Origin of the sequence: Acinetobacter sp. ASP199 (genome assembly GCF_022700675.1) — a bacterium.
GTDB lineage: Bacteria > Pseudomonadota > Gammaproteobacteria > Pseudomonadales > Moraxellaceae > Acinetobacter.
On record NZ_CP062182.1, the window covers coordinates 1,766,417 to 1,786,948 of the forward strand.

Annotated in this window: 20 protein-coding genes; 12 read left to right on the top strand and 8 right to left on the bottom strand. The window is 43.1% G+C overall.

Annotated features, from left to right (window positions below; all coding sequences use genetic code 11):
• The first annotated feature begins 122 nt into the window (after positions 1 to 122).
• From cyoA to alr, 10 genes are all read left to right on the top strand, one after another.
• Positions 123 to 1,211, top strand: coding sequence for a ubiquinol oxidase subunit II (gene cyoA, locus IHE35_RS08330; RefSeq protein WP_242786968.1), 1,089 nt, complete (start codon positions 123 to 125; stop codon positions 1,209 to 1,211).
• 3 nt (positions 1,212 to 1,214) lie between these two features.
• Positions 1,215 to 3,203 carry a cytochrome o ubiquinol oxidase subunit I gene (cyoB, locus tag IHE35_RS08335; protein WP_242786969.1) on the top strand — a complete coding sequence of 663 codons (1,989 nt, stop codon included), beginning with the start codon at positions 1,215 to 1,217 and terminating at the stop codon, positions 3,201 to 3,203.
• Between the two features lie 4 nt (positions 3,204 to 3,207).
• The gene (gene cyoC / locus IHE35_RS08340; protein ID WP_242786970.1) at positions 3,208 to 3,828 is read left to right on the top strand and encodes a cytochrome o ubiquinol oxidase subunit III; all 621 of its coding nucleotides are present in this window, start codon (positions 3,208 to 3,210) and stop codon (positions 3,826 to 3,828) included.
• The gene (locus IHE35_RS08345; protein WP_242786971.1) at positions 3,828 to 4,154 is read left to right on the top strand and encodes a cytochrome o ubiquinol oxidase subunit IV; all 327 of its coding nucleotides are present in this window, start codon (positions 3,828 to 3,830) and stop codon (positions 4,152 to 4,154) included. Before cyoC ends, IHE35_RS08345 begins: the two co-directional genes overlap by 1 nt.
• Before the next feature lie 10 nt (positions 4,155 to 4,164).
• A complete protein-coding gene (gene cyoE, locus IHE35_RS08350; RefSeq protein WP_242786972.1) occupies positions 4,165 to 5,043 on the top strand; it encodes a heme o synthase in 879 nt (292 codons plus the stop codon).
• A 687-nt stretch (positions 5,044 to 5,730) separates the two neighbouring features.
• Positions 5,731 to 6,117 (top strand): 30S ribosomal protein S6, encoded by a 387-nt coding sequence (gene rpsF, locus IHE35_RS08355; protein WP_004696436.1) that lies wholly within the window; start codon positions 5,731 to 5,733, stop codon positions 6,115 to 6,117.
• Between the two features lie 12 nt (positions 6,118 to 6,129).
• Positions 6,130 to 6,357: a 30S ribosomal protein S18 gene (gene rpsR, locus IHE35_RS08360; RefSeq protein ID WP_004278792.1), complete on the top strand. Its 228-nt coding sequence runs from the start codon at positions 6,130 to 6,132 to the stop codon at positions 6,355 to 6,357.
• Between the two features lie 9 nt (positions 6,358 to 6,366).
• A complete protein-coding gene (gene rplI, locus IHE35_RS08365; RefSeq protein ID WP_242786973.1) occupies positions 6,367 to 6,813 on the top strand; it encodes a 50S ribosomal protein L9 in 447 nt (148 codons plus the stop codon).
• Positions 6,814 to 7,030: 217 nt separating this feature from the next.
• Entirely contained in the window at positions 7,031 to 8,470 is a 1,440-nt protein-coding gene (gene dnaB / locus IHE35_RS08370; protein WP_005222435.1) for a replicative DNA helicase, read from the top strand.
• Positions 8,471 to 8,700: 230 nt separating this feature from the next.
• The gene (alr, locus tag IHE35_RS08375) at positions 8,701 to 9,771 is read left to right on the top strand and encodes an alanine racemase (protein WP_242786974.1); all 1,071 of its coding nucleotides are present in this window, start codon (positions 8,701 to 8,703) and stop codon (positions 9,769 to 9,771) included.
• 44 nt (positions 9,772 to 9,815) lie between these two features.
• On the opposite strand, the gene IHE35_RS08380 is transcribed toward alr, so the two are convergent.
• The 5 genes from IHE35_RS08380 to IHE35_RS08400 all read right to left on the bottom strand — a co-directional run bounded on the left by IHE35_RS08380 (position 9,816) and on the right by IHE35_RS08400 (position 14,029).
• Positions 9,816 to 10,244 carry a BLUF domain-containing protein gene (locus tag IHE35_RS08380; RefSeq protein WP_242786975.1) on the bottom strand — a complete coding sequence of 143 codons (429 nt, stop codon included), beginning with the start codon at positions 10,242 to 10,244 and terminating at the stop codon, positions 9,816 to 9,818.
• Positions 10,245 to 10,317: 73 nt separating this feature from the next.
• Complete coding sequence (locus tag IHE35_RS08385) at positions 10,318 to 11,052, bottom strand: proteasome-type protease (protein WP_242786976.1); 735 nt, start codon at positions 11,050 to 11,052, stop codon at positions 10,318 to 10,320.
• Between the two features lie 12 nt (positions 11,053 to 11,064).
• Positions 11,065 to 11,847, bottom strand: coding sequence for a transglutaminase family protein (locus IHE35_RS08390; RefSeq protein ID WP_242786977.1), 783 nt, complete (start codon positions 11,845 to 11,847; stop codon positions 11,065 to 11,067).
• Positions 11,844 to 12,446, bottom strand: a complete 603-nt coding sequence (locus IHE35_RS08395) for an alpha-E domain-containing protein (RefSeq protein WP_242786978.1) — start codon at positions 12,444 to 12,446, stop codon at positions 11,844 to 11,846. Before IHE35_RS08395 ends, IHE35_RS08390 begins: the two co-directional genes overlap by 4 nt.
• A gap of 23 nt (positions 12,447 to 12,469) precedes the next feature.
• On the bottom strand, positions 12,470 to 14,029 hold the full coding sequence (locus tag IHE35_RS08400; protein WP_242786979.1) for a circularly permuted type 2 ATP-grasp protein: 1,560 nt from the start codon (positions 14,027 to 14,029) through the stop codon (positions 12,470 to 12,472).
• Between the two features lie 233 nt (positions 14,030 to 14,262).
• Here IHE35_RS08400 and IHE35_RS08405 point away from each other — a divergent pair, with 233 nt between their 5' ends.
• Positions 14,263 to 15,264 carry a WYL domain-containing protein gene (locus tag IHE35_RS08405; protein WP_242786980.1) on the top strand — a complete coding sequence of 334 codons (1,002 nt, stop codon included), beginning with the start codon at positions 14,263 to 14,265 and terminating at the stop codon, positions 15,262 to 15,264.
• Between the two features lie 354 nt (positions 15,265 to 15,618).
• Here IHE35_RS08405 and IHE35_RS08410 read toward each other — a convergent pair.
• A protein-coding gene (locus tag IHE35_RS08410; RefSeq protein ID WP_242786769.1) for an IS5 family transposase occupies positions 15,619 to 16,441 on the bottom strand; the annotation gives its coding sequence in 2 pieces (ribosomal slippage) (positions 15,619 to 16,059 and positions 16,061 to 16,441; 822 coding nt in all).
• A gap of 180 nt (positions 16,442 to 16,621) precedes the next feature.
• Here IHE35_RS08410 and IHE35_RS08415 point away from each other — a divergent pair.
• Positions 16,622 to 18,292 carry an FMN-binding glutamate synthase family protein gene (locus IHE35_RS08415; protein ID WP_242786981.1) on the top strand — a complete coding sequence of 557 codons (1,671 nt, stop codon included), beginning with the start codon at positions 16,622 to 16,624 and terminating at the stop codon, positions 18,290 to 18,292.
• Positions 18,293 to 18,355: 63 nt separating this feature from the next.
• Here IHE35_RS08415 and IHE35_RS08420 read toward each other — a convergent pair whose 3' ends face one another.
• Positions 18,356 to 19,399, bottom strand: coding sequence for an alpha/beta hydrolase (locus tag IHE35_RS08420; protein ID WP_242786982.1), 1,044 nt, complete (start codon positions 19,397 to 19,399; stop codon positions 18,356 to 18,358).
• On the bottom strand, positions 19,399 to 20,532 hold the full coding sequence (locus IHE35_RS08425) for a YdcF family protein (RefSeq protein ID WP_242786983.1): 1,134 nt from the start codon (positions 20,530 to 20,532) through the stop codon (positions 19,399 to 19,401). Before IHE35_RS08425 ends, IHE35_RS08420 begins: the two co-directional genes overlap by 1 nt.

Genomic DNA, 20,532 nt, shown 5'->3' on the forward strand with positions numbered 1-20,532 from the left:
CGTAGCGGTGTCTCATGATTAGGAAGATTTTTTGTTAACAAATAAATCTTTTTAATCATGCGACACTTTAATCGCTATCCCATATTAAATTAGGGAATGGGACTCTTCACCGAGGTTGTAAAATGAGACAAACGATTTTAGCTGTATTGTCTTTATCTGCGATGTCCGCACTTTTAACAGGGTGTGGTGGTGATTTAGTACTTCTGAACTCTAAAGGTCCAGTTGCAGCAGGTCAAAGTAGCCTGATGATGACTGCGATTTACTTAATGCTCCTGGTGGTTATCCCATCAGCAATCATGGCATTATGGTTCGGTTGGAAATATCGCGCATCGAATAAAGACGCAGACTATAAACCTACTTGGGCACACTCTACTGCAATTGAAATTGTAGTTTGGGGTATCCCAGTTATTATTATTGCTATTCTTGCCTGGTTAACTTGGTGGGGTTCCCACAAGTACGACCCATACCGTCCGCTTGAGTCAGACAAAGCACCATTGACCGTTCAGGTAATTGCTGAACAGTTCAAATGGATCTTTATCTACCCAGAGCAAGGTATTGCAACGATTAACGAAATGCGTTTCCCAGAGAAAACTCCGGTTGCACTTCGTATTACCTCTAACTTCACGATGAACTCATTCTTCATCCCGGCGTTAGGTGGTCAGATCTATGCAATGGCAGGTATGCAAACTCACCTGAACCTGTTGGCAGACGAAACCAGCCCAGCTGAAGGCTACCGCGGTTTCTCTTCTAACTATTCTGGTTATGGCTTCTCACAAATGCGCTTCCGCGCTCACTCTGTGACTGATGCTCAGTTTGCTGAATGGGTTTCTGCTGTTCAAGCAGGTAATGGTACTTCAGTAAATCCGGAAGCTATTCAGAAATCTGTACTAGACCAGCCTGAATTCGCATCTCTGCGTGATGGCAACCGTGGTAAACACCAGATTGAAGCGCTGATCGCAAAAGCAAATACTCCTGAAGAGAAGGCTGCTGCTGAAGCTTTGAAGCCTTACCCAACTAAGCCACATCCTGTGACTTATTACTCTTCTGTAGAGCAAGGTTTGTTTGAATCTGTGATTAATCACTACATGAGCAACTACCATGGTGCTGACCACTCAGCTCCTGCTGCAGAGCACGGTGTTGCGCACGAAGAAGCTGCTGCTTCTGAAGCACATGTAGCTGATGCACATGCGACTGCTTCTCAAGGGGAATAAGACATGAACTTATTAGGTAAGTTAGGTCCAGATGCAATTCCTTACGATCCAATCGTATTGGTTACTGTTGCAATGATGATCTTAGGCGGTATCGCAGTTGTTGCTGGTATCACCTACTTCAAAAAATGGGGCTACCTGTGGAACGAATGGTTCACATCTGTAGACCATAAAAAAATCGGTATCATGTATATCTTCGTGTCGATTGTCATGCTTTTGCGTGGTTTCGCCGATGCGATCATGATGCGTCTTCAGCAGTTCCTTGCAAAAGGTGGTGGTGAAGGTTACTTGCACCCAGAACACTATGACCAGATCTTTACCGCGCACGGCGTGATCATGATCTTCTTCGTAGCGATGGGTCTTGTTGTTGGTTTAATGAACATTGCTGTACCGCTTCAAATCGGTGCACGTGACGTTGCATTCCCATTATTGAACTCTTTAAGCTTCTGGCTGTTTGCTGGTGCTGCCGGTCTGGTAATGGTTTCGCTTGCTTTAGGTGAATTCGCTGCAACAGGTTGGATGGCTTATCCTCCTCTTTCAGGTATCGAATACTCTCCTGGCGTAGGTGTAGACTACTACATTTGGGCACTTCAGGTTTCAGGTCTAGGTACACTTTTAACTGGTGTTAACTTCTTCGTTACCATCATTAAAATGCGTGCGCCTGGCATGAAAATGATGGATATGCCTATTTTCACTTGGACTGCGCTTGTAACAGTTGTATTAATCGTTGCAACCTTCCCAGTGTTAACTGCAACAATTGCAATGTTGACACTTGACCGTTACTTTGACTTCCACTTCTTTACAAATGACTTGGGTGGTAGCCCAATGTTGTACGTAAACTTGATTTGGACTTGGGGTCATCCTGAAGTATACATCTTGATTTTACCAGCATTTGGTATTTACTCAGAAGTTACTGCGGTGTTCTCTCGCAAATCATTGTTCGGTTATAAGTCAATGGTGTACGCAACTGTAGCAATTGGTGTTCTTTCACTGGTTGTTTGGGTTCACCACTTCTTTACCATGGGTGCTGGTGCCAACGTTAACGCGTTCTTCGGTATCATGACCATGATTATTGCGATCCCGACTGGTGTAAAAATCTTCTCTTGGTTGTTCACCATGTACAAGGGCCGCATCACGTACACTACCCCAATGCTATGGACACTTGGCTTCCTTGTGACTTTCGGTATCGGTGGTTTAACTGGTGTATTGATGGCAGTTCCACCAGCGGACTTCCTGGTACACAACTCTTTATTCCTGATCGCTCACTTCCATAACGTAATTATTGGTGGTGTAGTATTCGCGATGTTCGCAGGTATCATTTTCTACTGGCCAAAAATGTTTGGTTGGAAGCTCAATGAAACTTGGGGTAAAGCAGCATTCTGGTTCTGGTTCTTTGGTTTCTACTTTGCATTCATGCCACTTTATATCCTTGGCTTCATGGGTATGACTCGTCGTCTGAATACATTTGACAACCCAGAATGGGACCCATATATCAACATTGCTATGGTTGGTGCTGTACTTATTGCACTGGGTCTTGCATGTTTCGTTATGCAAATTGTTGTTGGTTTCTTGCAACGCGAACAGAACATCGACTATACAGGCGATATCTGGGATGGCCGTACACTTGAGTGGTCTACTTCATCTCCTGCTCCATTCTATAACTTTGCCTACCTTCCAAAGATCAATGGTATTGATACTTTCTGGACAGACAAAGAGAATGGCGTTGCATACGCAAAACCTACCAAGTACGAAGACATCCATATGCCGACTAACCGTGCTGCTGGTTTCGTTATCGCTATGTTCATCACTGTTATGGGCTTCGCGTTAATCTGGCACATCTGGTGGTTAGTAGCTGTCACTTTCGTTGCATCTATCATCAGCTTCATCGTGTCTTCTTTCACCAAGAAAGTGGATTACTATGTTCCAGCTGCTGAAGTTGAGCGTATCGAAAATGAACGCTATGCGATCCTTGAAAAACACTTGAAGAAGGACTAAGACCATGGCTGAAGTACTTCATCACGACAACCACGGACACGATGAGCATCATCATCACGATGATACTGACATCACTGTCTTTGGTTTCTGGACTTACTTGATGAGTGACCTTGTCCTTTTCGGTACACTCTTCATTGCATTCGCCGTTTTAAGCAGCCACATTCCAGTGGGTACACCAAGCGCAAAAGAGCTGTTTGGTGATTCATTAGGCTTCGTTTTAACTGAAACGTTTGCTCTCTTGATCTCTTCTGTTACGTTTGGTTTTGCCGTTCTTGCTGCATACAAAAAAGACGTTGCAAAAGTACTGACTTGGTTAGCGATTACTTGGGTATTCGGTGCGATCTTCATCGGTATGGAACTTTATGAATTCAATCATCTAGTTCACGCTGGTCACGGTCCTAGCACTTCTGCGTTCCTTTCTGCGTTCTTTACGCTAGTTGGTACGCACGGTATCCACGTGACTTCAGGTTTGGTATGGATGATCGTGTTAATGATTCAAATCAAGAAATATGGTTTGACTCTGCCTAACACTCGTCGTCTTGCGTGCCTAAGCTTGTTCTGGCACTTCCTTGACATCGTATGGATCTGTGTATTCAGCGTAGTTTACTTGATGGGAGTTCTGTAATGAGTCATGATCATAACGCTGCTGGCGAATCACACGGTAACGTGAAGCAATACACTATCGGCTTCATCCTGTCTGTTGTCCTTACTGTAATTCCATTCGGTATGGTTATGGCGGGCGGTTTTGGCCGTGGTACATTGATCACTGTAATCGCGATTACTGCGGTTGCTCAGATTCTTGTACAGCTGATTTACTTCCTGCACATGAACTCTTCTTCAGAGCAACGCTGGAACGTAATTGCATTTGTGTATACCATCTTAACCATCGCTATTCTTTTAGTGGGTTCTGTATGGATCATGAACTACCTACACTACAACATGATGATCTAAACTGGTTGTCATGCTGAAAAAGTATTTATTCCTGACTAAGCCAGGAATTCTCTTTGGTAACTTCGTTACCACTTTGGGTGGCTACTTTGTAGCCACTCAAGGTTCTGTAGATTTCCTTCTCCTGCTCCTTACCCTTTTTGGTACTACATTCGTTGTAGCATCAGGATGTGTTGTCAACAATGTCATTGACCAGGACATCGACCAGAAAATGCAGCGCACACAAAATCGTGCTCTTGTTAAAAAAACCATTTCTGAACCTGTCGCACTTGCCTTTGCTTTTGTCTTAAGCCTGATCGGTTTTAGTATTCTCTGGTTTTGGGTAAATGCATATGCTTTCCTATTCGCAGTTATTGGTTTTGTCGTATACGTTGGTTTCTACAGCTTATGGACAAAACGCACAACTATTCACCAGACACTGGTAGGCAGTATTTCTGGCGCAGCTCCGCCTGTGATTGGTTATACCGCAGTTGCAAATCAGTTTGACTTAGGTGCCCTACTGATCTTCGTTGGGTATGCCTTCTGGCAAATGCCTCATTCGTGGGGAATTGCAGTTTACCGCTTTGAAGATTACAAAAATGCAGGCATTCCAATTCTGCCTGTAGCACGTTCAATTCAACGCACTAAGGTTGAATCGCTGATTTATGTGATTCTGTTTGGTGTGGTCATGAATGGCCTGTTTTTCTTTGGCTATGCCAACTGGCTATACATGGTAGTGTTGAACATCTTAACCCTGTACTGGATCTACTTAAGTATTCAGGGCTTTAAGGCTGAAGATGATCAGGCTTGGGCCAAGCAGTATTTTATGTATTCCGTAAAACTGATTACTGTGATTAGTATTCTGTTCTGCTTTACATCGACTGCTCCGAAAATGCCTTACATCATTTTTTAAGAAGATAGAGTTTTACTCTATCTTTTTTTATTTGAGCCTGTTATTTCCCAATCTCTGCTTTAAATACTTCTATTCTTGCCTTTTAGAACTCTGTCTGTCTAAAACCAAATCTGCTTTTAAAATCTGCATCAATTTTTCTAAAGTGCGTTTAACGCATAAAATAAGAATTCCACTTGAATAAAAAGATGTTCATTAGGGTTCTTTCATAAATCATTTTTGAATCACTGCAAAGCAAATTCCCTCTCCTTGTAGGAGACTTGCGGAGTATGCTCCTCAGGGAGAGGTTTTTCTAAGAAATCCCCTCATCCTCTTGCGAAGTAACACTTCTCATCCCAGAGGGAGAAGGAACTTTCAATATCCATTGAAATATAAATATAACGATCATTTTTTGATTTATGAAAGAGATATATTATGGCCAGATGAGAATTATCTTTTATCTTATTACTCATCATCATTAAATCGCGAATTAATTAAGCACAGACAATTTTCTTTTGTCTTTTCTGCGCTGCCAATTCCAATTAGCACAAAACCGCTGTTTAATTATGCAATTCTTGCCAATCCGGTTGTATTTCTCCCCAAAACCCACTAAACTTCACGCTTCGCAAATATTGCGACACAACCTTGGTTGTGACTCCTTGCTTCAATTGACTTAAAAATTGGGGCTGTTTAAACCGTAAGGAGCTGACAATGCGTCACTACGAAATCGTACTATTGGTACATCCAGACCAAAGCGATCAAGTTGTGGGTATGGTAGAACGTTACCTAACTCACATCAAAGAAGCTGAAGGTCAAATCCACCGTCTTGAAGACTGGGGCCGTCGTCAATTGGCTTACCCAATCAACAAGATCCACAAAGCTCACTACATTCTTATGAATGTTGAGTGTGGTCAAACTACTCTTGATGAGCTTGAAGAATTATTCCGTTATAACGACGCAATCATTCGTAGCCTTATCATCCGTCGTGAAAACGCTATCACTGAAGAGTCACTATTGGCTAAGAGTGCTGAAGAAAAACGTGCGCGTAAAGCTCAACGTGAAGAAGCACAACAAGCTCAAGACTCTGCTGAAGCATAAGGAGAACCTAACATGGCACGTTTTTACCGTCGTCGCAAGTTCTGCCGCTTTACAGCTGAGAACGTTACGTACATCGACTACAAAGATATCGACACTTTAAAACAGTACATCACTGAAAACGGCAAGATTGTTCCTAGCCGTATTACAGGTACTAAAGCTCGTTACCAACGTCAATTAGCGCTTGCTATCAAACAAGCTCGCTACTTGTCTTTGATCCCTTACACTGACAATCATAAGTGAGGTTGAGCTGTGGATATTATCTTATTACAACGCATTAAAAACCTTGGTAAACTTGGTGATAAAGTTTCAGTTAAAGCTGGTTACGGCCGTAACTTCTTGATCCCACAAGGTATGGCAGTTGCTGCTACTGAGTCAAACACTGCAGCTTTTGAAGCTCGTCGTGCTGAACTTGAGAAACAAGAAGCTGAAGTATTAGCTGCTGCTCAAGCACGTGCTGACCAATTGAATGAAGTAAATATCGTAATCACTGCGAAAGCTGGTGACGAAGGTAAACTGTTCGGTTCAATCGGTACACGTGACATCGCTGACGCGTTGACAAATGCTGGTCTTACAGTTGACCGTGCAGAAGTTCGTCTTCCGAATGGCGCGCTTCGCAACACTGGTGAATTCAACATCGCAATCCAATTGCACCATGATGTTGTTGCAGAAGTTCTGGTTACTATCGTAGCTGAGTAATTTCTCACCAAGAAAAAGAGCATGCTTTGGCATGCTCTTTTTTTATCTAAAATAATTCGAAGATATGGCATATCTCATATTCATTTTATTATTCGCGTAATTTTAAAAATACACTTCGCATTTTTTAACGGAACGCGTATTATTTCACTTCGTAGTTGATAGTAGCTATCCATCTCCGAGAATATTTAAACCATTGTATTAAAATTCAGGGCTTTATATGTCACAGGCGAATGCCAGCACTAAGCAGAACAGCGCTAAACCAGAAATTGTTGCTGATACTCAGCTCAAGGAGTTTCGCACGCCTCCGCACAATTTAGCGATTGAACAAGCTGTACTTGCTGCCTTAATGACGGTTGCCGAATCTTTTGAACAAGTCGGTGACGTGCTAACTGAAAATGATTTTTATGCAACCCGTCATAAATATATCTTCCGTGCGATTGATCAGCTGTCCAAGGACAACTCTCCTTACGATGCTGTACTGGTGCATGACTGGCTGATTAAACAGAATCTGCTAGATGCTATCGGTGGTGAAGAATACCTGATGCAGCTCATGGCTGATTCACCATCAAGTTTCTACAACCTGGAAACCTATGCCAACAAGATTAAGGAATTCTCGACCTTACGTAGCATGATCAAGGTCAGCTCCGAAATCCTGCAAAATGCATATGACACTAAAGGTCGTAGCGTCAGTGAAATTCTAGATCTGGCAGAAACCAATATTTTCTCGATTGCCGAGCAACATAATAATAATGCCAAGGCACAAGGGCCGAAAGCAATTAATACCGTCGTTGCAGACGTTTTTGATAAATTGAATGAACTTTCGCAGATGGAAGGTTCGATTACCGGTCTCACCACCGGCTTCGTTGAACTCGACAATAAAACTTCCGGCATGCAATCCGGTGACCTGATCATTGTCGCTGCCCGTCCATCTATGGGTAAAACCACCTTCGCCATGAACCTGGTGGAAAGTGTGCTGTTCAACAATAACCTGCCTGCCCTGGTTTATTCGATGGAGATGCCCGCCGACTCGATCGCGATGCGTTTGATTTCATCATTTGGTCGTGTGCATCAAGGTCACTTACGTGCCGGTAAAATGGACAGTGATGAATGGTCTAAAGTCACCAGTACCATTGTACATTTACAGGAAAAGAACCTGTATATCGATGATTCCTCTGCTCTGCCACCGACGGAAGTTCGTGCGCGTGCACGTCGTATTGCCAAAATGCATGGCGGTAAGCTCGGCTGTATCATGGTCGATTACCTTCAACTCATGAAAGTACCTGGCATGGGTGATAACCGTGTGGGCGAGATCTCGGAAATTTCCCGAAGCTTAAAAGCTTTGGCCAAAGAGATGCAATGTCCAGTGATTGCCTTGTCGCAATTGAACCGTTCTCTGGAAAACCGCCCAAACAAACGTCCAGTAATGTCTGACTTACGTGAATCTGGTGCGATCGAGCAGGATGCCGATTTGATCATGTTCATTTACCGCGATGAAGTCTATAACAAAGAATCCAAAGAAGCGGGTACTGCTGAAATCATCATTGGTAAACAGCGTAACGGTCCAATTGGTACCGTGCGTTTGGCTTTTGAAGGTCAATATACTCGCTTTAGTAACCTCTCTCCTGAGTTCTATGCGCAATATGATGATGAAGAGTAAATATTCTGCTTAAACCTGATTTTAAAAAGAGACCACATGGGTCTCTTTTTTATTGCTTTAGCATACCGTGGACGAAATTCTATAAATGAGCATGTCCATTTGCGATAGATAGGACTACAATATTTACAATTTTGAAATGACTGATTTTGGTTTATCAATAAAGTTATTTCTCTCCCTCTTTTGTGTGTTTCACACGATATTATTTTTGTCATCCCGCAGGAGTATCTAGGGTGCGCCAAGCAACAGTTTATATTGACAGTACAGCACTGCAATATAATTTAAACCGTGTCAAACAACTTGCCCCAACCGCTAAAATCGTCAGTATGGTGAAAGCCAATGCTTACGGACATGGAGTTAAAGACTGCTTAGCAGCCTTAAAAGATAGCGATGCATTCGGTGTCGCCTGCCTTCAGGAAGCACTCGAAATTCGAGAGCTCGGCTATCAGCAACCGATTACCCTGATTGAAGGTGTGTTCTCTGCCGATGAAATGCAGATTGTCATTGACCAGAATATTGAAGTCATCGTGCATCATCAGCCGCAGTTAGAATGGTTGTTGGCTCATAAAGAAGCCTATATCGCGAAAGGCCTAAAAGTCTGGGTGAAACTGAACAGCGGTATGAACCGTCTGGGCTTTAAAATTGATGTGATTAAAAATGTGATCAATCAACTCAAAGCTGAAGGTTTTAGCTGTGTACTTGCGATGCACTTTGCCAATGCCGACGCTGATCATCCTTTGAATGAACAGCAGATCCAGCAGTTCCTTGAAGTGAAAAATGACTGTGCCCCCCTCATGGGTTCATGCTGCAACTCGGCTGCGATTTATAAATATCCTGAACTGCATTTTGACTTTGTCCGTCCTGGTATCATGCTTTACGGTGCAACCCCATTTGCAGACAAAACGATTCATGATCTGGATTTAAAACCAGTGATGACTTTCACTGCTGAAGTGATTGCCCTGAATGATATTAAAGCAGGTGAACATGTCGGTTATGGTTCGACGTTCACAGCAGATCAGGACATGACGTTGGCTATTGTTTCAATTGGCTATGGTGATGGTTATCCGCGTGCCTTCCCGAAACAGAATTATGTCGCGATTTATGGACAACAAACGCGTGTGATTGGTCGGGTCGCAATGGATATGATCGCGATAGATGCCACTGGTCTCAATCTGCAGCTTGGCACTGAAGTCGAACTGTGGGGTAAAACCCGTCTGGTCGATGATGTCGCTGAAGCCAATGGCACCATCGGCTATGAATTGCTGTGTCGTATGTCTGCGCGTCCAGTGCGTCAGCTGGTTTAAAACACCTTGCATAAAAAAGCCCAATCAAGATTGGGCTTTTTTATTTAATTTGCTGTAGTTTCTTCTTCATCTTGAGTTTGTAGCTGAGTTAATAGCGCATCTACATGAACTTGTTCAAAATGGTGTGGGGTAAAGTTATTAAAGCCCATATTTGTACAAAAATCCCGGATTTCATCGCGTCGTGAAATATACTTCATCGACCAGCCGGCAAAATTAATCTGCTCTATCGGACGCATTTCAAAACGTTTGATATTCTCATGCCGTGGATCTTTGTTGAGCTTTTCAAATAACATATTCAGATGTTCTAAGCTTCCTTCAAGGCATTGAAAGAAATAGCCATCTGCAAAATATAATGCCCCAGTGATACCGTGACGATAATTAAAATCTCGTGCCTCGGCCAGAATATCCGTTAAGTCATCGAGCAAATTCGACTTATCAGAGGTACTCTGACTGGCATAACAAAAATGATGCATGCTAACCTCTGTTATTTAAGTTCTCTTAAGTTTGCATGACCACTGTAACGAGATATCAAGCTGATAGATAGTTTTATTGAAAATAATCTAAAGTTGGCTTAGGTAATCCCTGCAAACCTTTCTTCAAAGTATCCGACCACTGCTTACTGATTTTGGTGAAATATTCATCATCTTCCTGAATACGCTTACCTGCCGGTATTTCCAAGGTATCCTTATGATAAACCAGCACATCCAGCGGCATCCCTACAGAAACATTGGAACGTAAAGTCGAGGCGAAGGAAATCAGTGAACATCGCAGTGCTTCATCCAGCGGCATATCATAACTGAGTGCACGATCCAGAATCGGCTTGCCATATTTACTTTCCCCAATCTGGAAATACGGCGTATCACTGGTTGCACAGATAAAATTGCCCTGCGGATAAATGTGATAGAGCTGCATATCCTGTCCAGCAATCTGCCCACCCACCAACAAGCTGCAATAATAGTTGCTTTGCTCCGTGATATCTGTGGTCACACTTTCAATCACATGCTTCACGGTATGGCCAACCAATTCCGCCACCTCAAACATGGTATGCAAACTGAGAATATTGGGTTCCTGATTCAGTTCCAGTTGATTTTTAATATGCCCTATCACTGCCTGTGTCGTAGCCAGATTTCCTGATGCCTGAATGACAATGACGCGCTCACCCGGAATACCAAAGGTATATAATTTGCGAAACACCGAGATGTGATCGACACCCGCATTCGTCCGAGTGTCACTAATGAACACCATCCCCTGCTCCAAACGAAGCGCACAACAATAAGTCATTTTTTGTCCTTACTAACAACTTAGAACCTGGACGATGGAATGCATTGATTCCACTCCGCCCTTTTCTCTTACCCCACGTACCGGCGCAACATCCCAATAGTCACGCCCAATGGCAACATAAATATGTGCACTAGGTACAAATAACTGATTACTCACATCAAAGCAATACCAAGCCTGGTCAATAAATACCTCTGCCCAGGCATGACTGGCCAAGTGAGAAGTATTTTGGGCATACAGATAACCGGAAACATAACGTGCTGGTAAACCCAGATATTTGCACATGGCAATGAAAATATGTGCATGATCCTGGCAGACACCCTGTTTTGCCTCGAAAGCATCAATGGCTGATCCATTTACCGAGCTACTATTTGTTATATAGGGTACATGCTCCAATACCGCCTGAGCCAATGCCATCAGGTTCAGACGTGTCGGTGCTGGTACATACTGTTTTACAAAATCCTTCATTTCCTCATTACACTGAGTAGTTGAAGTGGGTTGCAAGAACAGGTTTGGATTGATCTGGTCATTCATTCCCTGAGCATGATTCAAGGGATTTAACTCGACTATGCCTTGCGCCATAATGGTTAAGTACTGATAAGGTGTGCGCTGAGTACTGGTAATCCACAAATTATGAAAGGCATCCCGGCTCAGCTCACGGCTACCCGGCACGCTGACATCCCACGAATGTACCTGCTGATGTACAGTACTGGAAGGCATCATCTTAATGTATTGAATACTGCTGGTGACAGTCGCGGTATAGCTATAGTGCGTTTGGTGATTCACCATCAACTTCATAGATTAATCTCGAACATATGATGAATATAGTCACTGAACTGGTAAAAATTGATCAGATCAGTATTGTCACGTAGCTGGTTCCAGTATTCATTCAGATCTGACCAGCCCATTTCCACCAGGGTTTTAATTACATAATCAATTTTTGCAATTGTAGTCGCAGTGTCTTCACCTAAACGTAGTTCCTGATCAAGCTTTTCCAGACACTGTCCCAGGCTGAAGAACAGGAACACGTCCGGAGATTCACCTTCCAGAATATCCTGACAATCTGTCACGACATCGCAGATATAACCTGCATTCTGATCAGCAGTACGAATCAGACGGTTCAGTTCTGCATAAGCTTTGGCAGACAGTACACCTCGTAGTTCCTGAATATTGTCACGAGCCACTTTAAACTGCTGATGGAATGAATATGGCTGAGCCTGATCAAGTACCAGTTCATTTAATGAACTGGCATCAAAGGCGGGCAGGCAGAAGGCATGCGCATAGGCAACCGCAGCATCATCTTCTAAAAAAGGAAAATGGGCACATAAAAACTGTGTTCTTGATAAGTAGCGACCCAACCAAAAAATATGTTGCGCATTGGAATTAAGTAAAAGCATGAAAAATTCCTTCTTTGCTATTTTTATGAATGGAGATTATCGACAATCCAGGTGTCTTTGATACCACCGCCCTGAGAGGAATTCACTACCAGCGAACCCGCTTGCATTGCTACACGTGTCAGTCCGCCTGGTACGATTTCAGTACGGTAAGGTGAGCTGAGCACAAATGGACGCAAATCAATATGACGTTCTGCAATGCCATAGTTGGTCAAGGTTGGGCTGACGGAAAGATCCAGCGTTGGTTGAGCAATATATAAATGTGGCGCAGCCATGATTTTCTCTCTAAAGGTTTCAATCTGCTGTCTAGACGCCTGTGGACCGATCAACATGCCATAGCCACCTGAACCTTGGGCTTCTTTTACAACCAGCTGGTCAAGATGTGCCAATACATAACTGAGATCTTCAGCTTCACGGCATTGGTAAGTTGGAACATTCTTCAGAATAGGGTGTTCGCCAAGGTAGAAATTAATCATCTTATCCACATAAGGATAGATCGACTTGTCATCTGCTACACCCGTTCCCGGTGCATTCGCAATGACAACATTGTGCTGCAAATAGGCAGACATCAGACCTGGTACACCAAGGGTACTATCAGGTTTAAAGCAAAGCGGATCGAGATAGGCATCATCGACACGTCTATAAATAACATCTACCTGCTGACGACCACGTATAGTTTTTACATAAACTTTCGCGTTCTCTACATAAAGGTCACGTGATGTCACCAATGGCACATCCATTTCCCTTGCCAGGAAAGCATGTTCATAGTAAGCACTATTGAATCGGCCTGGGGTCAGTACCACAATAAATGGATTATCGACGGGTGAATTTTCGGCCAGAATTTCTTTGAGTAAATGTGGGTATTGCTCCACACCAGCAATGGGTGTCTGCTCAAACAGGTCTGGCATCAGCTTTTCACTGATCTTGCGGCTTTCCAGCATGTAAGATACGCCTGAAGGCGTTCTCAGGTTATCTTCAAGTACGTAGAACTCGCCCTTTGAGTCCCGAATGATATCAATGCCACTGATTTGACTATAGACGCTGCCTTTCAGACTATGTTGATACATATGCGGCTGATAAGCCTCATGCGTCAGGACTTGCAGTTCAGGCACAATCCCTGCTTTCAGGATGTCCTGCTGATGATAGATATCATGCAAAAACAGGTTCAGGGCTTTAACACGTTGTTCACAACCGAGTGCCACCATATTCCATTGCTTGCGCGCAATCACGCGTGGAATAATGTCAAAAGGGATAGTACGTTCGGTGCCTTCTTCATCTCCATAAACCGTGAAGGTAATTCCTTCATAAAGAAAATGTTCTTTTACCAATTTATTCAGGGTGTTAAGCTCATCTAAAGTATGCTTTGATAACCACTCTTCGATTTTCTGGCCCGCTTGACCATTCATATTCTGGTCATCACGCATTTCATTAAAGAATCTAGAAGACATCTGCTGCAGCACTTGTAGAGGTTTGGCTGTGTGAGTTTCTACCGCGTCCTTCGCTTCTGTAAAATTAGTGTTAATCGCCGTTGTTGTAAAATTTTCTATAGTCGTTGTGATATTTGTATCCTGGGTTTCTTTTAGCATACAAACCTCGTCGTATTGTAATCAAATTGTATATTTAACAAAGCAATATCCATGCCATGCGGTATTTTTGTACTTATCATTAATCCCTTTATTTCCGAGCGACTCAATGGCATTTTTGCACCAATGTGTATCTATTCTGCTATTCTCGATTACTTAAAATACTTGCGAAAAAAATAGAGTTTTTTTATTGTGTTAATGATTTTTTCTCAATTTGCAGATCCTGATTTCAGCTTATGACCGGACAAGAAAAAGAAACTTCGAATAGCCTTTATCGCCAATGGCAGATTTTATCGCGCCTGACGACTGGGAAATGGATGGGCACTCGCGAATTGCAGGAAATCCTGGAACGTGAAGGTGTGGAAATCAGTTTGCGTACCATTCAGCGTGACCTGAATCAGATTGCACAGCGTTTTCCCATTGAAAGCAGTAAAACTATTCCGCAGGGCTGGCGTTGGCGCTCCGATGCACCCATTCAAAGTTTGCCGCATATGACCAGTTCACAAGCGGTGACTTTTATGATGGTCGAGGAACATCTTAAACACCTGTTACCGCCAAGTCTGATTGAAGAAATGAATCCATGGTTTGATCTGGCGCGTCGCAGCCTGTCGACCCAGAACAATGTGCGACAATGGATTAACCGGGTCCGCATCGTTCCTGCGACTCAGCCCCTGATTCCGCCTGTTGTAGACCGTCAAGCACAACAGGCCATCTACGAAGGGTTGTTGCAAGACAAGCAGCTAGAATGTATTTATCAGGGTCGCGGACAAAATAGCGAAGAAAAGTCTTATATCCTCAATCCGCTGGCATTGGTACAAAAAGGTTCGATTATTTATCTGGTATGTACCCGTCATGACAAATCGGATATTCAGACCTTTGCCCTGCACCGCTTCAAGTCGGCGAATGTTTTGAATACCCGTGCCCTGCACCCAGTGAACTTTGACATTGATGCATATATCGAATCAGGTGCTTTGGGCTTCCGGGTCAACTTCGACCAGCCTACTGAAAATGTCATGCTGAAACTGCACATGCCTGAAGCAGATGCGCACTACTTTGAAGAAAGCCAGCTGAGCCGCGATCAACAGATTGAAAAGCTTGATCATGGTATGGCTCTCATTAGTGCAACGGTTCCTTTTACTTCACAACTGGTATGGTGGCTACGCAGCTTTGGCAACAAGATTCAAAAAATTGAACCTGAGCAAGTTTCCCAAGCCGTACATCAAGAAGACGAAGCATAAAATAGATATAAAAAAGTCCCATTCCCGGGACTCATAATTTCTTATCATCTTTTTGTCGTTATTGTGGTTGGTTGATGGTAGTTAATAGCCTGCTGATCCTGCATATGCCTGTCTTGTTCCCCCAGGCATATGCAGTAAGGAAGTTTCATAGTTAAGGTCATTACATGCATAAGCACGCCAGCTCAGCAGTATTGAACCGGATCGATTTCTTCGTAATCCTTTCTCCTCCGTTATTAGATAAAAGCAATTTAATCCAGCCTTCCCTGTATGTGAAATAAAAAGAAGCGATGCCTTTTGCAGATTTTTTTCATAGGATTTTTTATGCTAAACATATTAGACCTCTTGCGAAAGTTGTTATTGCAAGTTGATTCGGTTTACCAGTGCAGCAATTAAGTTCATGCGTAAACCGAATCTTTTCCGTCTATTTCGATAGCGTTCACTTAAGATTCTAAATGTTTTCAATTGACTATTAATGTGTTCGATCACAACGCGTATTTTTCCAATCATTTTATTGTACTTTTTCTCAACTTCAAATAAAGGAAAATTCTTCTTTTTCTTAATGGGCATCAATAATTTAAAGCCATCTTGCTCTAATCCGTAGTACCCTAAATCAGTCATAACATATTCACAATGTTTGAATTTCTTAACCGTTTTCCTTGCCAATTTAATGTCATGCTGACTGCCATACGATATATCTAATCCTATGATTTGTTTACTCTTAGGATGGTAGATCACTTGGGCTTTAAGCGTATGTTTCTTCTTTTTACCACTATAGAACTTACTCTGATTTTTTTTTCGGGCGTTCTATTGAACATTCTGTCGCATCAATAATGACCCAGTTAAAGCGTTCGTCTGTTGTGGTAAGGCTTCGTTTTGGCAGAGTAAAACGTCTTGATCTCATTAAGGCATCTTCAACCTTTTTAATGGTTCGGTTCACATTACTTTCAGCGATATGATAGTGTGCTGCTAACTCCAATTGAGTGCTATAATTTCGTAAGTAATTGAGTGTTAATAACAATTGATCCTCTATAGCTAAAGTATGAGGACGGCCTGATTTCTTTTTGAGTGATTCTGCTTTTTCTAAAACCTCGACCATTTCGGTAAAAACTGCTCGAGGTACGCCAACCAAGCGCTTGAATTCAGAATCTGAAAAACGGTTTAAGTTCTGATATCTCATGAAATCTATATGGGGATGGTTTTTACTTTCGCAAGAGATCTATTATTTTGGTTGATTTTTAATCTAAACCATCTTTACAGGTTAAACCTATAAAATCCAATAACAATTTTGTTCTTGTATAAAACCGCCAAGCCTTGAAAATCTGAAGGTCTGATAAGAACAACAGGGAATCAAGATTTTATGGCAAATCCAGCTCAACTTGTCCGGCATAAACTGCTAAATACCTTTTTTTCACGGTATTCCATCTGGTTCCTTTGTATCTTTATTGCGTTGGTATTTACCGGCTTTCATATCGGCTATTCACCCCGCTATATTTACTATTTCATGCCTCAAACGCTGGTCAATACGCTGTGGATTATTAGCGCTGTTCTGAGTGTGGTGGGACTATATGATGTACTACAACACCGGCATTCTATTCTCAGGAACTATCCGATTATGGGTCATTTCCGCTTCCTGTTTGAAGAGTTCCGTCCAGAAATTCGCCAGTACTTTATTGAAGCCGATCAGGATGCCCTGCCTTTTTCCCGTATGCAGCGCAGTCTGGTTTATCAACGTGCCAAAAATGAAAATTCTGACAAACCTTTTGGTTCGATTATCGATGTCTATAACCATGACTATAAGTTTGTCACGCATTCGATTATCCCTTGCCCACCCGCAGATCCAGCGACTTTCAGGATTACGATTGGCAATGAACAATGTAAGCAGCCTTATAGTGCTTCAATCATGAATATTTCCGCCATGAGTTTTGGCAGTATGAGTGCCAATGCCATCCGCGCGCTTAATCTGGGTGCAAAAATGGGCAATTTCTACCATGATACAGGTGAAGGCAGCATTAGCCCCTATCATCTGGAAAATGGCGGAGACCTGGTTTGGGAAATTGGTAGTGCTTACTTTGGTTGTCGTACACTAGACGGCCAGTTTGATCCGGTCAAATTTGCGGAGAAAGCCAAAATTCCCCAAGTGAAAATGATTGAAATCAAGTTGTCTCAAGGTGCGAAACCAGGACATGGTGGGATTCTTCCAAAAGCCAAGATTTCTGAGGAAATTGCCGAGATTCGTGGAGTCAGCCGGGAACATGACTGTGTTTCTCCAGCAAGTCATCCTGCTTTCGGCACACCGATTGAAATGATGGAATTTATTCAGCAATTGCGTGAGCTGTCTGGTGGAAAACCTGTCGGCTTTAAGCTCTGCCTAGGACAACCCTGGCAATTTATGAGTATTGTCAAAGCCATGCTGCATACCAAAATTCTACCGGACTTCATTGTGGTCGATGGTTCAGAAGGCGGTACCGGAGCAGCCCCTATTGAGATGATTGATAATATTGGCGTACCTCTACGTGAAGGTTTACTGTTCGTTCATAACACATTAGTCGGTGCAGGATTACGTAAACAGATCAAAATTGGTGCAAGTGGTAAAATCATTAGTGCATTTGATATCGCCAGTACGATCGCAATTGGTGCAGACTGGGTCAATTCAGCGCGTGGTTTTATGTTTGCTATTGGCTGCATTCAGGCACAAAGCTGTCATACCAACCAATGTCCTGTCGGTGTCACCACTCAGGACAAGAGCCGCCAAAAGGCGCTGCATGTACCAAGCAAGGCAGAACGGGTCTATAACTATCATAAAAGTACCCTTAAGGCGCTCTCTGAAATGATCGCTTCCGCCGGTGTTTGCCATCCATCTGGTATTAAAGCTCATCAACTGGCTCAACGAATCAATAGCCATGAGATTAAAAACTATGCGCAATTGCACTTCTGGATGAAGGAGAATGAGCTACTCCACTGTGAAAATCGCGATGAAGAAAACTTTTATTATCGTATGTGGAATATTGCTACTGCAGAAAAATTTTAAATATATCGAAATAAAAAAGGCGATCCCAAAGAATCGCCTTAATATACTATTAACCACCTGAACTTAATAATAGGTCCGGCCACCCTGTGCATGCAGGAAGGCTGGAATCAGACCGGTCAGTGCCGCTCGAATGTCGGCACGCTCATTAATCAGCTGATGCGAACCTTCTTCCAGCATCAACAACGTCTGCAAACGGAATTTGCGTCGAATAAATTCGATGTTATAACGCCAATCTACAGTTTGATCCTGCGCACCCTGCGCCAGCCATACCGGAATACGGCAGGCTGGTCGGTCTTCCATCTGCTGCATCCAGCGTGACATCGCCAGAATCCAGTCCATGCCCATCATGCGAGGCTGTAATGGATCCTTTAAACGCACAAAGCGCAGGAATTCAGGATTATGGTTATTGCGTCTGAAATGACGTGGTACTTCACGCTTAATCCGACGAATAATTCCAAGACCCACAGAATTATGCCACCAAGCTGTTTTAGCCGGACGAATCAATGGTGAAAGTAGTAGCACGCGATCTACAAACGGATTTTCACGACGTTCTGCAAACTCCAGCAAGTGATGCATCCAGATCGCTCCACCAGTACTTTGTCCAATACCTAACCAAGGTTTCGGTAACTGCGTTGTATGTCGCACATAACGGTGTACTGCATGCAATACCTGCTGGTAATGATCAAAGTTCTGAATATTGGCCGATGAACCATTACTCAAGCCATGCCCCGGTAAATCAAAGGTCAGTACACTAAATCCTTCTTCCAGCAATTCTTTGACAATTGGCTGATAAATCCCGCTATGTTCCAGATAACCATGCAGCAAGAACACAGTACCCTGGATTTTGTCAAAGCGACTTTCTGTCAGATCAGGTTCAAATACCTGTACATGCAGCTTGAATAATGGCATCTGCACATAACCTTGCCAATGTTTAGCATTCAACAAGTCAAAACCATACAGTTTCCGGTAAGCCTGTAATTCCAGCGTAGGCTGCATATCCCGATTCAGATTTAGCGGTTGCAGCAACTGTGGGGTAATATCCCGGTTGGGAACGGGTAACTCCAGCTGTTTCAGAATTGCCGGGTTTAAAAATGGGATATCTGACATTAAGGTACCTCCCGACAGTCACTTGATCCAAACCACACATCCCGAAGTGTTGCTAAGAGTTCATAGTTAGCCCGTCGGCTATGATCATAGTTTTTAACACTTGGACGCCATGTAGTAAGTGAATTTGGCATTGGCGCTTCCACCGGAATGGTCTGAATACCGTTAAGTGCGAACAGACGGCGTGTACGTGGCATATGATAGCGATCCGTGATCAGGATCACCGTAGGGGCTCCACCCTTCTTCTGTAACAGCAATGAGCTGAAACGGGAATTCTCACAGGTATTCATACTGCGGTCTTCAAGCAGTTTGGCATCCACATCATAGGCTTGTAACCAGCGTTGCATATACGGTGCTTCTACTCCACTCAAAACAATCGGCAGATCATACTGTTTTTCGACTTCCAGGGTTTTTTCCAGGCGCAGACGAGTATAGTCATTGACGATAATATCTTTGCCATTTTCATGCAGGGTCAAACCGCCTCCCAAGACCACAATAGCATAAGGTTTGGACATCTCATCCTGCACTGGCTGAGTTTGGTCATGATTTAAAGTTGCGAGGTCTTCGGCAAATTCCACATTGGTCATTTGCGCAATATTTTGCTGATGCTGTTCAACATCATAGCTTTTTAGGAATTCTATAAACTGTTCCATCTGGGCAGCATTTTCATCACTGCTCAAGCTTAACAGTTCAGTCAGATCATCTGGTTCTACTGCATCAGCTGCTTCTGTTTCAGTCACCAGCAATGGTACCTGAACTTTCTGCTGTTCAGATTTTTCTGCCTCAGCTTCACGTTCATCTTCAAGTAACTGCTGTAAAGCTTTATAGCGTGCCTGAATCAGTGCCAGGTTCTGTGACTGATTTTTGGAAATATCTTCTTCCATCACCTTGAGATAAGCTTGGCGCGCAATCCATAATTCAGAACCTGGCTCCAGTGTTTCGTTGACACTTAAAGATGCCTGTTTCTGACTTTCAGCAGCGATCTGATTGACTTCGACCGGAACAAAATAGTTCAGTCCTTTGACCATCAGATGTGAATAAAACGGTGAATAAAGAAAGACGACGAACAGTGCGCACAGCACAAATAGTGCTGAGACTACTTGAACTATTCGAACCATCCAGTGTGCTTTATCCAT

What these genes read in the sequence shown, in the direction of transcription:
- cyoA (WP_242786968.1), top strand. Translation starts at nt 123, where the DNA reads ATGAGACAAACGATTTTAGCTGTATTGTCTTTATCTGCGATGTCCGCA.
- cyoB (WP_242786969.1), top strand. Translation starts at nt 1,215, where the DNA reads ATGAACTTATTAGGTAAGTTAGGTCCAGATGCAATTCCTTACGATCCA.
- cyoC (WP_242786970.1), top strand. Translation starts at nt 3,208, where the DNA reads ATGGCTGAAGTACTTCATCACGACAACCACGGACACGATGAGCATCAT.
- IHE35_RS08345 (WP_242786971.1), top strand. Translation starts at nt 3,828, where the DNA reads ATGAGTCATGATCATAACGCTGCTGGCGAATCACACGGTAACGTGAAG.
- cyoE (WP_242786972.1), top strand. Translation starts at nt 4,165, where the DNA reads ATGCTGAAAAAGTATTTATTCCTGACTAAGCCAGGAATTCTCTTTGGT.
- rpsF (WP_004696436.1), top strand. Translation starts at nt 5,731, where the DNA reads ATGCGTCACTACGAAATCGTACTATTGGTACATCCAGACCAAAGCGAT.
- rpsR (WP_004278792.1), top strand. Translation starts at nt 6,130, where the DNA reads ATGGCACGTTTTTACCGTCGTCGCAAGTTCTGCCGCTTTACAGCTGAG.
- dnaB (WP_005222435.1), top strand. Translation starts at nt 7,031, where the DNA reads ATGTCACAGGCGAATGCCAGCACTAAGCAGAACAGCGCTAAACCAGAA.
- IHE35_RS08380 (WP_242786975.1), bottom strand. Translation starts at nt 10,244, where the DNA reads ATGCATCATTTTTGTTATGCCAGTCAGAGTACCTCTGATAAGTCGAAT.
- IHE35_RS08385 (WP_242786976.1), bottom strand. Translation starts at nt 11,052, where the DNA reads ATGACTTATTGTTGTGCGCTTCGTTTGGAGCAGGGGATGGTGTTCATT.
- IHE35_RS08390 (WP_242786977.1), bottom strand. Translation starts at nt 11,847, where the DNA reads ATGAAGTTGATGGTGAATCACCAAACGCACTATAGCTATACCGCGACT.
- IHE35_RS08395 (WP_242786978.1), bottom strand. Translation starts at nt 12,446, where the DNA reads ATGCTTTTACTTAATTCCAATGCGCAACATATTTTTTGGTTGGGTCGC.
- IHE35_RS08400 (WP_242786979.1), bottom strand. Translation starts at nt 14,029, where the DNA reads ATGCTAAAAGAAACCCAGGATACAAATATCACAACGACTATAGAAAAT.
- IHE35_RS08405 (WP_242786980.1), top strand. Translation starts at nt 14,263, where the DNA reads ATGACCGGACAAGAAAAAGAAACTTCGAATAGCCTTTATCGCCAATGG.
- IHE35_RS08415 (WP_242786981.1), top strand. Translation starts at nt 16,622, where the DNA reads ATGGCAAATCCAGCTCAACTTGTCCGGCATAAACTGCTAAATACCTTT.
- IHE35_RS08420 (WP_242786982.1), bottom strand. Translation starts at nt 19,399, where the DNA reads ATGTCAGATATCCCATTTTTAAACCCGGCAATTCTGAAACAGCTGGAG.
- IHE35_RS08425 (WP_242786983.1), bottom strand. Translation starts at nt 20,532, where the DNA reads ATGGATAAAGCACACTGGATGGTTCGAATAGTTCAAGTAGTCTCAGCA.